This window comes from Paraburkholderia sp. D1E, assembly GCF_052682275.1.
Genome location: NZ_JBQYMB010000001.1, coordinates 7,456,447 through 7,470,189 on the forward strand (window position 1 = coordinate 7,456,447; position 13,743 = coordinate 7,470,189).

General features: G+C 62.8%; 14 protein-coding genes and 1 pseudogene. 8 read left to right on the top strand and 7 right to left on the bottom strand.

The genetic code is table 11. The features are described 5' to 3' along the window. Positions 1-84: 84 nt before the first annotated feature. The gene (locus tag ACUN0E_RS33485) at positions 85-399 is read left to right on the top strand and encodes a hypothetical protein (protein WP_445569294.1); all 315 of its coding nucleotides are present in this window, start codon (positions 85-87) and stop codon (positions 397-399) included. 32 nt (positions 400-431) lie between these two features. Here the strand turns inward: ACUN0E_RS33485 and rluB are convergent, their stop codons facing one another. The 4 genes from rluB to ACUN0E_RS33505 all read right to left on the bottom strand — a co-directional run bounded on the left by rluB (position 432) and on the right by ACUN0E_RS33505 (position 6,076). Further along, complete coding sequence (rluB, locus tag ACUN0E_RS33490) at positions 432-2,318, bottom strand: 23S rRNA pseudouridine(2605) synthase RluB (RefSeq protein ID WP_445569295.1); 1,887 nt, start codon at positions 2,316-2,318, stop codon at positions 432-434. 64 nt (positions 2,319-2,382) lie between these two features. Further along, positions 2,383-3,471 (bottom strand): SMC-Scp complex subunit ScpB, encoded by a 1,089-nt coding sequence (gene scpB / locus ACUN0E_RS33495; protein ID WP_445569296.1) that lies wholly within the window; start codon positions 3,469-3,471, stop codon positions 2,383-2,385. A gap of 352 nt (positions 3,472-3,823) precedes the next feature. Further along, a complete protein-coding gene (locus tag ACUN0E_RS33500) occupies positions 3,824-5,047 on the bottom strand; it encodes a pyridoxal phosphate-dependent aminotransferase (protein ID WP_445569297.1) in 1,224 nt (407 codons plus the stop codon). 126 nt (positions 5,048-5,173) lie between these two features. Next, entirely contained in the window at positions 5,174-6,076 is a 903-nt protein-coding gene (locus ACUN0E_RS33505; RefSeq protein WP_408232747.1) for a LysR family transcriptional regulator, read from the bottom strand. A gap of 409 nt (positions 6,077-6,485) precedes the next feature. Here ACUN0E_RS33505 and ACUN0E_RS33510 point away from each other — a divergent pair. Beyond that, positions 6,486-6,881 (top strand): annotated as a pseudogene (locus ACUN0E_RS33510) (transposase); the annotation flags it as partial. 301 nt (positions 6,882-7,182) lie between these two features. Further along, positions 7,183-7,437: a hypothetical protein gene (locus ACUN0E_RS33515; RefSeq protein WP_408232750.1), complete on the top strand. Its 255-nt coding sequence runs from the start codon at positions 7,183-7,185 to the stop codon at positions 7,435-7,437. Between the two features lie 393 nt (positions 7,438-7,830). On the opposite strand, the gene ACUN0E_RS33520 is transcribed toward ACUN0E_RS33515, so the two are convergent. Beyond that, positions 7,831-8,154 carry a hypothetical protein gene (locus tag ACUN0E_RS33520; protein ID WP_325046491.1) on the bottom strand — a complete coding sequence of 108 codons (324 nt, stop codon included), beginning with the start codon at positions 8,152-8,154 and terminating at the stop codon, positions 7,831-7,833. Positions 8,155-8,419: 265 nt separating this feature from the next. Between ACUN0E_RS33520 and ACUN0E_RS33525 the strand changes: the two genes are divergently transcribed. The 3 genes from ACUN0E_RS33525 (at position 8,420) to ACUN0E_RS33535 (ending at position 10,089) form a co-directional block, all read left to right on the top strand. Beyond that, complete coding sequence (locus tag ACUN0E_RS33525; RefSeq protein ID WP_445569298.1) at positions 8,420-9,139, top strand: YdcF family protein; 720 nt, start codon at positions 8,420-8,422, stop codon at positions 9,137-9,139. 247 nt (positions 9,140-9,386) lie between these two features. Further along, entirely contained in the window at positions 9,387-9,635 is a 249-nt protein-coding gene (locus ACUN0E_RS33530) for a hypothetical protein (RefSeq protein WP_408232759.1), read from the top strand. A gap of 196 nt (positions 9,636-9,831) precedes the next feature. Then, complete coding sequence (locus ACUN0E_RS33535; protein WP_007182306.1) at positions 9,832-10,089, top strand: hypothetical protein; 258 nt, start codon at positions 9,832-9,834, stop codon at positions 10,087-10,089. A gap of 88 nt (positions 10,090-10,177) precedes the next feature. On the opposite strand, the gene ACUN0E_RS33540 is transcribed toward ACUN0E_RS33535, so the two are convergent. After that, the gene (locus tag ACUN0E_RS33540) at positions 10,178-10,468 is read right to left on the bottom strand and encodes a putative quinol monooxygenase (protein WP_445569299.1); all 291 of its coding nucleotides are present in this window, start codon (positions 10,466-10,468) and stop codon (positions 10,178-10,180) included. 543 nt (positions 10,469-11,011) lie between these two features. On the opposite strand from ACUN0E_RS33540, the gene ACUN0E_RS33545 reads away from it, so the two are divergent. Further along, positions 11,012-12,307, top strand: coding sequence for a sensor domain-containing phosphodiesterase (locus tag ACUN0E_RS33545; protein ID WP_445569300.1), 1,296 nt, complete (start codon positions 11,012-11,014; stop codon positions 12,305-12,307). 134 nt (positions 12,308-12,441) lie between these two features. On the opposite strand, the gene arfB is transcribed toward ACUN0E_RS33545, so the two are convergent. Next, positions 12,442-12,846, bottom strand: a complete 405-nt coding sequence (arfB, locus tag ACUN0E_RS33550) for an alternative ribosome rescue aminoacyl-tRNA hydrolase ArfB (RefSeq protein ID WP_408232768.1) — start codon at positions 12,844-12,846, stop codon at positions 12,442-12,444. A 144-nt stretch (positions 12,847-12,990) separates the two neighbouring features. Between arfB and ACUN0E_RS33555 the strand changes: the two genes are divergently transcribed. Next, the gene (locus ACUN0E_RS33555) at positions 12,991-13,632 is read left to right on the top strand and encodes a VC0807 family protein (protein WP_445569301.1); all 642 of its coding nucleotides are present in this window, start codon (positions 12,991-12,993) and stop codon (positions 13,630-13,632) included. The last annotated feature ends 111 nt before the right edge of the window (positions 13,633-13,743 follow it).

Below are 13,743 nucleotides of genomic sequence, written 5' to 3' on the forward strand. Positions count from 1 at the left end.
GCCGAACCACCTGGAACTGAGCGGCAAAAAAAAATGGGCTAAACGCCCATCATCTTATTACCGGTGGTCGCACCTGAGCCGCACATGAAAAGCCGCACGCCCAGCGACTTCGCGATTGTAGCCATTTTTCGGGACAAACGCAAACCGCAGAACGCCGCGCGAAGCGCATTTCAGCTTGATTTCATGGGAATCTTTCAACGATATAGCGACGCTCCGGGCCTTTTGCAAGGCGGCTTGCGCCGCCTCGGCCCCGCGCCGGACAAGCGGGGCCAAGAAAATCTGCCCCTACTTATGCACACGCCGCGGTTTTATGCGTTACATGAAACCCGCGATGAAACCTGCAGCGCTCGTCGATCGATTCTGACGGTAATGAGGCGTAAATCGTTGAAGAACGATTAGCGGCCCACCGTCATGCTTATGCTGATTGTTGCTTAACGGCCACGTGAGCGGCCGCGCGGCGCGCCGCCACTACGATTGGCGCCGCCCGCGTTGGCGTTGCCGCCACCGGCGCGGTTAGCGTTACCACCACGATTGCTGCCCGGCCCACGGCTACCGCCGCCACCGCCCGGGTTGCCGCCCGGGGCGCCAGTGCGCTTACCGCCGCCAGCCGCACGATTGCCATTGCCCGATGGCGCCCGATTGCCATCGACGTCACCACGGCCGCCACGCGGGCCACCCGTGCTACCGCCACCGCCGCTCATCGGGCCGCTAAAGCCACCGGCACTGCGTCCAGCGCCGCGGCTACCGTAGCCGCCACCGCCGCCGAAACCACCACCCGCGCCACCTGCACCACCACCGAAGCTGCCCCCCGCTGTGCCGCGGCGGCCTTGACCGCGCGGCTGCTGCTGATCGAAGCGGCCATGCGACATCAACACCGGTTCACGGTTAATGAAGCCCATCGACGTTTGCATCGGATCCGGCTGCTTGCGCTCCGGTGCCGAGTTGCGGCTGCCATGTTCTTCCGACGGAGCCTTCAGGCCGACAGACGCCATCAGCGCGCGTACCTGATTGTCTTCGAGCTCTTCCCAACGGCCACGCTTCAGACCCTTCGGCAGCGAGATCGGGCCATGACGCGTGCGGATCAAACGGCTGACCATCAGGCCGGCGGCCTCGAACATGCGGCGCACTTCACGATTACGCCCTTCGGCGAGCGCGACGTGATACCAATGATTGGTGCCCTCGCCGCCGCCATCGCGGATGCGCAGGAAATTCGCCGGGCCGTCTTCCAGCTCGACGCCGTGCAGCAGCTTCTGACGCATGCCTTCAGCCAGTTCGCCGACCACGCGCACCGCATATTCACGTTCGACGCTGTAACGCGGATGCATGAAACGGTTGGCCAGATCGCCCGAAGTGGTCAGCATCAGCAGACCTTCGGTGTTGAAGTCGAGGCGGCCGACCGCGAGCCACTTGGCGGTCTTCATGGGCGGCAGATTGTCGAACACCGACGGGCGGCCTTCCGGATCGGCGTGGCTGACGATTTCGCCGGTCGGCTTGTGATACAGCAGCACGCGCGGAGGCTTGTTGGCCAGCTTGCGCTTGACCGGCTTGCCGTTGATGCGGACCTGGTCGGTCGGCATGATGCGTTGGCCGATGTGAGCCGGCTCACCATTCACCGACACCCGGCCGGCAATGATCAGCTCTTCCATGTCGCGGCGCGAACCCATGCCGGCTTCGGCCAGCACTTTATGCAGCTTCGGCGCATCGTCGTCCGCAGCCAGGACACGCTTGGGCGCGACCGGCTTGCCACGACGCAGCATGGGGGCGCGCACGCCGCCAGTGGCGCTGTTGTCCGCATCGAATGCGGGCGAGGTGACGTACGAGAACAGGTCGTCCGGGCTCGCTTCGGTTACAGCTACGACCGGTACTTCACCGCCACGGCGATTCTGGCGCTGACCACCTTCGCGCGGCTGACGCTCGCGCTGCCCTTCGCGGGGGGCGCCTTCACGTTGACCACCCTCGCGCTTCGCACCGCCCGCATTGCGGCGCGGGCCTTGACCCTTGGCGCCGGCATCCTTGCGCGGCATGCGCACCTGCGCTACGACCTCGCCGTCCGGCGGCGCTTCCGTGACGACCGGCGCTCCTTGCGCGGGCGCGCCTTCGGCGCCCTTCGTCTTCGCTCCGGCGCGGCGCCGCGCGATCAGGCTACGCGGTCCGCGACGCAGACCACGGCGCGGACGGTCTTCGCCGTCTGCTTCCGTGGTCTGTGCCGGGCGCTCGCTTTCGCCTGCCGACGCTTGCGTGGTGCGCGCTTCGTCGGCGCGTGCCGACGGCACGGCGCGCTCGGATTCGGACGAATCGGTGTCGTGGGTATGTGTCAAAACAACCTCAAAATGTCAGGTCGCGCGCGCCCATTGCGGGCGCGGCAAAAAAAGTTCGGTTACGTCAGGCGCTGCGCGACTCGGGTTCGTCGTCGGTCAGAATGCCATCGTCCTGCGCCGCATCGCGACGATCCTCAGGATCGCCGTGCGCCGCGGTGGTCGGGTTCGGCTCGGCGGCATGCTCCGTATCGCGGAGCACGCCCGAGTCGTGCGCGGGTGTTGCAGGATCGGCCTGGGAGGCCGGATCATGATTCAGTGCGGGCTCGGCGCCGCCGGCCTGCGGTTCAACCTGCGTTTCAACTTTTGCCGCTTCGGCATGTTCTTGCCCGGCCGGCGCTGCGGCGGCATCCTGATGCGACCCGGGTGCCGTCGCACCCTGCGTTGCCTCGGCAGATTCAGCTGCCTCGCCTGCTTCGGCGGCCCGGTTTGCCTCGGCCGACTCCGCGTGCTGCGCCTGATCGGCCGGCGCTTGATGCTCTTCTGCGTGTTCGCCAGCGATTTCCGTTCTTGCGGCCTCGCCTGCGGCGGAGTCCACCGACTCTTCGAGCGGGCCTTCTTCGCCTGAAACCAATGCCTGTGCGGTCTCGATCTCGGAAAATTCGATCGCATGCTGACCGAGCAGATCCGCGTTCAGCTGCGCCGACGGATCGGCGAGCGGCGGCAATTCGTCAAGCGCCTTCAAACCGAGGTCGTCGAGAAATTGCCGCGTGGTCGCGTAAAGCGCCGGACGGCCTGGCACATCACGATGGCCGATCACCTCGATCCAGCCGCGATCCTCGAGTTGCTTGACGACCTGCGTATTCACCGTAACGCCGCGAATCTCTTCGATATCGCCACGCGTGACCGGCTGCCTGTACGCAATGATCGCGAGCGTCTCGAGCACCGCGCGCGAATATTTCGGCGGCTTCTCAGGATGCAAACGATCCAGGTACGAACGCATCGCGGGCTTGCTTTGAAATCGCCAGCCCGACGCCAGCCCGACCAGCTCCACACCGCGCCCAGACCAATCCTGCTTGAGGTCTTCGAGCAAATTCCGAACAGTGTCTGCCGACACGCCGTCGGCAAAGAGCTTGCGTAAATCGCCGAGCTTTAACGGCTCCTGCGCGCAGATCAAGGCAGTCTCGAGGACGATCTTCGCCTCTTGGGTATTCATGCAGCTAGGTCAGACCCTGTGGTCAAAGAACCGGATCAAACAGACGATGTGGAACTGAAGACGCGCTCGCCCGATTCTGATCGGTCATATTGATGGAGCACGCACCGGGGGGAGGCGAAACAGGCAATCGAGCCAAACCCAGCCGGACGGAGCAGCGATATTCCTGAAAGGAATCGCGTGACTGAGCGCCATATTACGCAAAAACAACCAGTGCGTAAAGACGAAATCCCCGGCGCATTTTTTAGTTTGACCTTTGCTCGCGTGCTTTCGCAGAAAAGTGGGCCGAAAAGCACGAGAATCGGGCTGAAATGGGTCCTTAAACGGCCAGAACACCTGTCTGCTCCGCCACGGCTCAATGTGCGCCGTGTAGCGCCAGAAATCGCTTCAGACGCTCCACACCCGCGTCGAGCCGCGCCGTGTCGCAGGCATAACACCAACGCACGAAGCCCTCGCCTTGCGGTCCGAACGCGCTGCCGGGCGCGACGCCCAAGCCGACCTCCCGCACCATTGCCTTGCACAGTTCAAGACTGCGCGACGCGCCCGGCATGGAGAAAAACAGGTACATCGCCCCGGGCGGCGCCTTCACGTCAACACCCGGCACGGTGGACAGCGCATGCACCAGATGATCGCGTGACGCCTTAAGGTCGAGCACCAGCTCCTGCGTAAAGCGCTCGCCCTGCTGGACGGCCGCGATGCCCGCCTGCTGGACGAAATCCGGTGCGCACGACGTGTTGTATTCGACCAGCTTGCCCAGATCGTCCATCAGCGAGGCCGGCGCGACGATCCAGCCGAGCCGCCAGCCGGTCATCAGCCACGCCTTGGAAAAAGAATTCACGCAGATCACGCGCTCGTCGCGCGTGGCCAGATCGAGAAACGACGGCGCCGTGCGCGAATGAGCGCCGCGCGCGCCGGCATTGGCGTCCGCATAATAAAGACGCTCGTAGACTTCGTCGGCAACGATCCAGATGCCGTGGTGACGGCAATGCGCCAGCACGGCGCGCTGCTCGTCGCGGCTCATCACCCAGCCGGTTGGATTGTTCGGCGAATTGATCAGCAGCATCTTCGTGTCAGGCGTCAGCGCAGCCAGCAACTGCTCGAGATCGAGCTGCCACCCGCGTTCGCCGTAGCCCAGCGCGACCGTTTCCACCTGCGCGCCCAGAATCTTGGGAATCTCGACCAGATTCGGCCATAGCGGCGTTACCGCGACAACACGGTCACCCGCGCCCACGACCAGTTGCGCAGCCAGCATCAACGCGTTGACACCGGCGCTCGTCACCGCGATGTGATCGAGAGACGTCGCCCCGTGCAACTCGCCGACGTAGCCCGCGAGCGCCGCCCGCAGCGGCGCAATGCCCAGGTTATGCGTATAGAAGGTGGCGCCGGCGGCCAGGGCGGCGCTGGCGGCATCGCGAATAAAGGCAGGCGTCACCCGGTCGGACTCGCCGAACCAGAACGGCAGCACGTCGGCGACGCCGAAACCGGCATTCGCAACTTCACGGATCTGCGAAGGACGCAAGGCGCGCACGGCGTCGCGTGCGTTGGGGATGAAGGGCACAGGCCGATCCGATTCGCTCATCGAGGCTTCCATACGGGTGATGGACGGGTAATGGGGCAAGGCTGACGCCTGGGAGAGGCGACAGTTTAGCGCGGCACCTGTTTTTGGCGCGTCGAAATCACCCGGTGACGCGGCGCGCCTGGGTCATCAGCTCAAATCCTCCGCGCGCGCCGGCAATTGACGAATCAGGCTCCATACCGCCTCCGCCGCCGGCGACAGTGAACGGTCGCGCCGCCGCACCAGTTCCACCGTGCGCTCGGCGCGCGGTACGAGCGGCCGCGCCACCAGCGAGGCGCCCGCGGGCAGCGGCAACGCCAGCCAGGGCAGCACGCTCACGCCGACACCCGCCTCGACCAGTCCAAAAACGGTTGCGGAATGCCCCAACTCCTGTACCACGGTGGCGCTCACCCCGTGCTCCTGCATCACGGCGTCGATAATCGGCCGGCTACCCGACGCGTAATCGAGCATGACAAGCGGCTGACCCTCGAGGTCGGCCCATGCGATCTGCCTCTTCAACGCCAGAGGATGGTCGTCGCGAGAAACGAGGCAAAACGAGTCCGTCATCAGCGATTCGCTGACCAGGTCGTCGGCGGAAAATGGGCCGATGATTACGCCGAAATCGACTTCGCCCGACTTCACCTTGCGCACCACGTCGCTTTGCACGTCGTCGCGCAGCCCCAAGGTGATGTAGGGGAACTGGCGTCCGCACGACGCCACCACGCCGGGCATCAAGCGGCAGGCGACGGTCGGGCTTGCGGCCACTACCACGCGTCCGCGGCGCTGCTCGCCAATTTCACGGATCTCACGCAACGCGTCGTCCAGATCCGTTAGCAGGCGTGACACGCTCGACACCAGGTTGCCGCCGACATCCGTGAGTTGCACCTCACGCGTGGTGCGGTCAATCAACTTCAGACCGATTTCCCCCTCCAGTTCGCGTACGCAGCGGCTGACCGCCGATTGCGTCAGACCGATCTCATCGCCGGCCCGGCTGAAGCTCTGCAAACGGGCGACCTCAATGAAAACCCTTAGCTGGCGCAGCGTCACATTCATTTACCGACCTCATCAATAACCCCATTTGATGCGCATTGTATGGCCAAATATCGCACCACAATCGCATTTAATGCGATCGCTGCAATGCAGCAATAAGGCGCAAACGCACGCTGGCCGGGCCTGATTGCACAAGATTGGTGATTGTCCCGATTTGCGAGATGGGTTTTTTGGATTCTTATACGCCCCTAGCTAGCGCCCGCGCTGGCCCGCTGTCACAGGGCTTTCAGGTAGTCGGACTCAACTTGGCACACTTCCTGCATTTACATGCACACAGGGTCGGCGCCATGACTTCTGACTGAATAGCAGACCGTGGCAAGCCCGACCCCCCTTGGCACTCGCCTATCGAGTGCATGGAGAGTGCGCGGCGCGGGGCAGCGCACCGGAGTTAGCTTCGCTGAGGTGAAACATGATGCTGTTCGACGATTTGAGAGACAACGAGTGGGCGCTGGTCGAGGCGTTGTTCTGTGCGGAGCCAGCACGGAGCGAACGGCGCGGTCGGCCACGCGTGGAAGCACGCGCGGTTGTCAACGCCGTGCTTTGGGTGCTGTCGACGGGCGAAGGCTGGTCCAAACTTCCGGGCCGCTATCCGTCGCCGCCGACTTGCCGCCGTCGCTTCGACGAATGGCAAGCCGATGGTACGCTCGCCGAAATAGTTAAGCGACTCGGTACGAGCGGTCGTGAAATTTCGCTGCGCGGCCGGATTGGCGCAACGGCGGCAAAACCGCCGGCACCGCCGAGCCGCGACCGTTTGCGTGGCGCATTCTGGACCAATCCAGAATCGTGGCGCGCGCCGGTCAAGATGGCCTGACGCGAATTGTTTTGCCTCCGGGCGCCTTGCGGGCGCCCGGCGTGTATCTGGGCCGCCGTGCGCCGTGTATCGACGCCCGCCCGACCTGCAATGGGCACCGCTTCCCGGCGCGCCCAGCGTAGTCGTCCCTCCCCGCTTTGCCGGCTTCGTCACCGATCCGCTCCAGACATCTGAAGCGGATCGATGGTTGCGTGTGAAACATCCATTTACCATTGCTTACAGCGTGCTTTCGCTACTCGGCATACCTTATGTGTATGCAAACAGGCCTTGAGTCGATCGGCTTGACGGGAAGCTCAGCATGAAACCAATGTCACTGCTTCTGTGCGGCATTGTCGTTTCATCAATGGCCGCACCGGCGCTCGCACAGCAGCGCCCACAAGGTTGGAACTGGCGGCCAGACCACACGGCCAGCGTTGAAGCATGGCAGCAAAGCGGAACACGCAACCGCGACTTCACGCCGCCCGCGCCTCGTGGCGACTTGCGCGGCGATATCGCAAGCAATGTACGCCCGCGCCCGGAACCGCCGCGCGAAGACACTTCACGCCGCCGCTAGGCGCACATCAACGTGCCACTAACTGGTTGAGCGCGTGTCGAATTGTGTGTATTGGGATCGTCGTCATTGTTCGCCGTTGTTATCCGCGTTGGCGGGTAACTATGCGAGGCAATGCGCTGCATGGCGAATTGACGATCAGAGGGAACCACCCGACGGCACGCCAGTCTGATTTAACGCCATCAGCACAGCGTGGCAGTAGTAATTCCGGTATGCCCGTATCCTCGCGATACGGGCTTTTTTTTGCATCAATGGGATGGGGCGGCGCGCACTGTACCCAAGCGCGTAAGCGAGGCAATAAAGTGGAGCAACGAGCAGAGCAACAAGCGGAGCGATAAAGCCACCACCAGCCGCGCAAAGCGGCCGGAAAAACAGCGCCAAGCGGCTCACCGCCCCCTAAGATCGGGCTTCGAGAGCGGCTGTGGGCCGCGTTTCGGGTGTCGCGACGACGTAGTCGTTCATTCGCTGTGCGGTCCAGCTCAACAGGCGTTCGTCGTGCTCGAGCCGTGCAAACTCGGCCCTGCCCCGCTCGGTGAGCACGGCGATATCGACAGGCGCGTGAAAACCGGGAGCCGGTGCGACCGTGCGCTGCCGAACGGTGTCCATCAGGCCGAGCGCACGAAGATATTGGAATACACCCGGCCGTCTGGCCCATGGGACCTGGCGATATTGCGCCCGCCGCAGCGCTTCAAGTACCGCTTCGTTGGAATACGTGGTCATCTCACTTCTTTCTTAAAGTAGCTATGACACATCTATGCCCAACACGTCACCGCGCCACCAGTGACGCGCATAGCACCCGCCCTTGGCTGGAAGCTCGCTGCATGCGATGCATGTCGAATTCCGCCAGGTGCTGCCTGATCTCGTTTTCGGAACCCCCGTCTGAACGGCATGTTAGCGTTCTCTCTAAGGGCCAACGATGCAACCGCTGCGGCGCGATAGCAAGCCCTTAGATTTGTCCCGAAAGTCATACGTTACCGCATTTAAATTGATTCTATTCACTTTATTAGCGCTTTTTTTTGCAGCAATCGTGCTATGGAAACGCGGCCGCCGGCCTCTGACCATCGGCACGATCGCACTGTTCTGGCTGCTCGCCGCCGGCTGGCTCACTGCGCCCTTACTGGAATTTGCGCAGCCGCATCGGCAGACCGACACGCCTGTCAGCTTCGCCTCACGCACCGCGATCATTATGCTCGGCGGAGGCACCATCTACGACGACGACAACGTACTCGTGCCGCCGCGTGACGTGTTCGCGCGCATAGCGGTCAGCGCGGAAAATTACGCGGCCTGTAAGCGTACGGCAGCCACGTGTCAGGTGATCGTGAGCGGTGGCAACCCACAGCGGCATAGCGCAACCGAAGCGGATACCTATCTACCCTATCTGTTGCGCAAACAGGTACCGCGTGCGGACATCGTGCTGGAAAACAGCAGCCGCACGACTTACGAAAACGCGCGCAACGTGTCGGCTATGCTCGACCGGTCACGTTACGACTCCCTGATACTCATTACCTCCGCATATCAGATGCCGCGCGCATTGCTCGACTTCCATCGTTTCGGCCTTGCGCCGCAACCGTTGATCTCGAGTGCGCTGCACGCCTCTCTCGGCGTACTGCCACGCTATGACAATCTGGTGAATGCGGAGACTGCGCTGCACGAGCTAATTGGAATCGCACAATTTCATGTCTATCGTGCAATCGGATGGTTCTGAATTTCACGCCCGGTGACAAGGAAATTTATTTAGAGATGCGAATATTTTCTTTATATCGGCATCACTCTACCGAGCTTGATGCGAGATCGTTGTCGACAGCAACAGTGAGTCGAACGTAACGAGATGTAACTAATTGTCACTACCGTTACAAAACGTCCGCTGGAGCGGATATTGCTGGCTAGAATGCATTGTCTTTCCGATTGGACAGGCATGTACTCGGATCCACAACCACTCTGCGGAGGTAACAATGAAGAAAGTGTCCCTGGCGATCCTGGTTTCCCTCAGTGCCGTAACGGGCGCGGCCTATGCGCAGGACAACGGCGTCATGATGAGCACCGATCCGGCCAAGGCCGCCGACGTCGAGCAGCGCGCGCAAGATTTGCAAAACCGCCAGCAAGCAATGGAAAGCGCGCCGGCCATGTCGGAGAAACATCACAAGATGGCTCCGCATCACCATCATAAGAAGGCCGCCAAGGCCGACGCCGCCAGTTCGTAAGCGCAGTTGACAGCATCACCCGCGGCCTCGCCGCGAAGGTGAAAAGCCGAAGCCGGCACCGCCGGTTTCGGCTTTTTTATTGTCTAACGGACTTGCTGCAGGCCCGCTGCGCCCGGCTGGCGTTATGCTAAAGTCGCGCACCGACCGGCGCCCAGCCGGCCCCCTAACCTGCGCGCACCTTGGTGCGGAGGACAGCATGAGCAACATTCAGCTAGATATCGAATGGACTGAAGCAGCATCTCGCAAAATCGAAAAACTGATGCCGCGCGGCGGTCAGGAAGCGTTCCTCGCGCTGCCGCCCGTCGAGTGTCTGCCGATGGAAGGCGACGTGCTGTTTCTTGGCCCGGACGGCAAGCAGCAACCGTTCATCGTCGCGGAGCGCCAATATCACCATGATGGCGATGCCGACTGGACCATCATCCTGATCCTCGACGTCCCGCAAGCCACGCACTAAAAATTAAACGGCGAGCGCCGCACGGGCCGGATCCGGCCTGGCAGCTCACTCGCCGTTGTTCAGCGCTTAAACTTCGCCTTTCAAGCGCTTACGCGATCTTCGACACGACGCGAATTTCCGCGTGTTCGACCCAATCCGCCGCCGCTTTCTTATAAGCCGCAATGTGCGCGGATCTGGCATGCGCCGCCAGTGCTTCCTGGCTTTCCCAGCGCTCGACAAACACGAACCGGCGCGGCTCCTGCACGTCACGATGCAGATCGTATTGAAGCGCACCTTGTTCTTTACGCGTCGGCCCGACGATGTCTTCGAGCGCTTCGCGCAGTTGCTCTTCATAGCCCGGCTTTGCCACCGAGATTGCGACCACCGCGATTTCCGCCATGCCTGCCCTCCGTTTTTTCACGAAAAGCAGCAGCATACCCGCCGGCCACCAAACCTGCAGGCGCTCACGCGCGCAGGGCGGATTACCCTGACGCATAGCCTCATGCGTGCGCGAAACGTCTGAGCACCGTCCTTGCCTGGAGTTTGGCGGGCGACCACTCACGACCCTGCTACCCTCGGCTTCATACACGCGATTGATTGTGTTTGAAACGATTGACTTCGCGCCAGGCAAACGAGCACGCAACTCCCGCGAGACGCCTGCTACGCCGGGGTCGGCTGCCACGTCACGGCTGGTTTGCCGGGCGTCCGCCATGTTCCTCGTTTGTGATAACCCGCACATTCATGCGAAGTTCGAACTGCTAGACTGGTTTTGATTAATCCCGCCGGAGTCCCGCATGGCTGGCATTGCTCTACGCGTTCCCGGGCTGTGGCCGCCAGGCCCTGCCGGCGCCTGGGCTGTGCATCCGTTGCGCGCTGAATCTGTTCGCGCGCCCCGTCACCCGCTTGCCGCGATGTCACTATGCCCGCTCTCATGCCTGCCCTTATGCCATCCGTCAGTGAATTGACCCTGAGCGGCCTGCTCCCGCATCTGGTCCGGGACGAGTCCGGCTGGACCGCGACATGGCGCGCGCTGACCCTGCACAGTGTGTTCCAGCCGGTGCTGTCCGTCACGCATCAGTGTGTGGTCGGTTATGAAGGCCTGTTGCGTGCGGTCGATCCAGTCGGCTTGCCGGTATCGCCGGAAGTGCTGTTCTCCGGCACACGCTCGGCCGCCGACGCGCGCGAACTCGACCGGATCGCGCGCTGCCTGCATGTGGCAAATTTCATGGAACAGGGCATCAGCACAGGGTGGCTGTTTCTGAATACGCGCCCGCAGGTGTTCGAAACCGGCTGGCCGCAGCGCACCTTCATCGACGAGCTCTCAGCGCACTTCGGCCTGCCGCAGGAGCGCATCGTCATCGAAGTACTCGAACAACCCGCCGACGATGAATCCGCCGTTGCCAGCATGCTCGCGGCGTCGCAGCCACGCGACTTCCTGATTGCGATCGACGACTTCGGTACCGGTTTTTCGAACTTCGACCGTGTGTGGCGCTTTCGCCCCGACATCGTGAAACTCGACCGCTCCCTGGTCGCGCGGGCGGGAAAGCGTGACGGCGACGATTCGATGATCAGCCACCTGATCGCAATGCTCCACCAGTCCGGTACGCTGGTGCTGGCCGAAGGCGTCGAAACCGACGAAGAATTGATGATTCTGATACAGGCCGACGTCGATTTCGTACAGGGTTTCTGGCTCGGCCAGCCGAAGAGTTCGGTGGAGGCTGCGTGCGCCAGGGTGCCGGCGCTGATCGAGTCGATGTGGACCAAGTTTGCCGCTTATGAACGTGCCCGCGCCGGCCACCAGCGGCTCGGCTTCGAAGGATTCGCTGAAGCCGTGCTCGCCGCCGCCGAAACCTTCAAAACCACCGGCGATCTACGGCAGGCGGCACAAAAGATGTGGCATCTGCCCGAAGCGCGCCGTGTGTTTGTCACTGACGGTCAAGGCGAGCAGACGCAAGCGTCGATCGCGGCCGCCTCGGTCCCGCCACCGCCGCTGCGGCTCGCCCCGCTCTATACCGATACGCGCAGCAACTGGTCGCGGCGCGCATATTTCAAGCATGCGCTCGCCGCACCGGGGCGTGTCGCCATGATGGGGCCGCACTATTCGCTCGCGGACGGCCAGGACTGCTATACCGCGGCAATCGCATTCGACCGTGACGGCACGCATGTGCTTTGCGTCGACTTTGTGCCGACGACGTCGCCAGCCACTACCCGTTCTGGCGGACGCGGGGGCAAACGCTGAGCCTGAGCGGGTCCTGGCCTGCTCTCTGCGTACTGCGGCGAGCGACTGTCAGGGCGCATCTGACGCACCTCTGGAGGCATCTTTATGGCGCTTCCGGGGTCTAGCGCCTCGGCTCCGCCTAATCCCTCCACCCGTCAATCCTCGACCCGTCCGCGGCCGGATTTGATCTCACTGCGCTTGGCCTTGCCGTCGAGGCGGCGCCGATTCGAGGCACGCGTCGGCCGGGTCGCGACGCGCGGCTTGCGCGTCACGCTGACGCTTTCGATCAGTTCATCAAGCCGCGCCAGCGCCGCCGCGCGGTTCATCTCCTGAGTGCGATGCTCCTGCGCCTTGATGATCACAACCCCGTCGCGCGTGAGCCGATGATCGGACAACGCGAGCAGGCGCATCTTCAGCACTTCCGGCAACGACGAAGCGTGCACGTCGAAACGCAGATGAATGGCACTCGAGACCTTATTGACGTTCTGACCGCCCGCTCCTTGCGCGCGCACTGCGGTCAATTCGATTTCGTTCGGCGGGATCGGATAGCGGGATGTCATGACTGGATTGGGCTAGGAGACGCAAGTGTACACAGGGCGTAGTCGATTGCGGACTATCGGGCGCGGCTGCCGATGCGAAAAACCATTTGCAACGACACAGCCGGTTCACCGATACTGCCGTTTTCGCTTACAGCGTAAATTCATATGAAACTCCGTCCGGGTTTTGTGCTGGAACTGGCCATCAACTTTCTGCTGCCATGGCTTGCTTACCGCCTCGCGCTGCCGCATCTGGGCGAAACAGGCGCGCTGATCGCCTCCGCCGTGCCGCCAATCGTCTGGAGCCTGATCGAACTGATACGCTTTCGGCGCGTCGACGCACTCAGCGTGATGGTCGTGGCCGGCATCGTGCTGTCGGTCGCGGCGATGGCGTTGGGCGGCAGTCCCCGCATGTTGCTGCTGCGAGAGTCGCTGGTGTCCGGCGCGGTGGGCGTGGTGTTTCTGCTGTCCTTGCCGATGCGCCGCCCGCTGATCTTCTATCTCGCGCGCGCCACCGTCGCCCGTGAAATGGAAGGCGGCGCCGCGCGCTTCGAAGCGTTGTGGCGCGAGAGGCCTGCTCTCGTCAGTGCAATGCGGCTCATGACACTGGTATGGGGCATCGGCCTGACCGGTGAAACGGCGCTGCGCGCATGGATGGCGCTCACCTGGCCGATCGAGCGCTTTCTGGTGATCTCGCCGTTCATCGGCTATGGCATTTACAGCGCTTTGGCGCTGTGGACGCTCTGGTACCGCAAGACTATGCGTAGCCGGGTCGAGGCGCGCGTGCAACCGGGTGGGATCGCGAGCTGAGGGGTTTGGCTGCCTGGCTGCCTGCCTACTCGGCCGCTCGGCTACTCGGCTACTCGGCTACTCGGTTGCTCGGTTGCTCGGTTGCTCGGCTACTCGGTTGCTCGGTTGCTC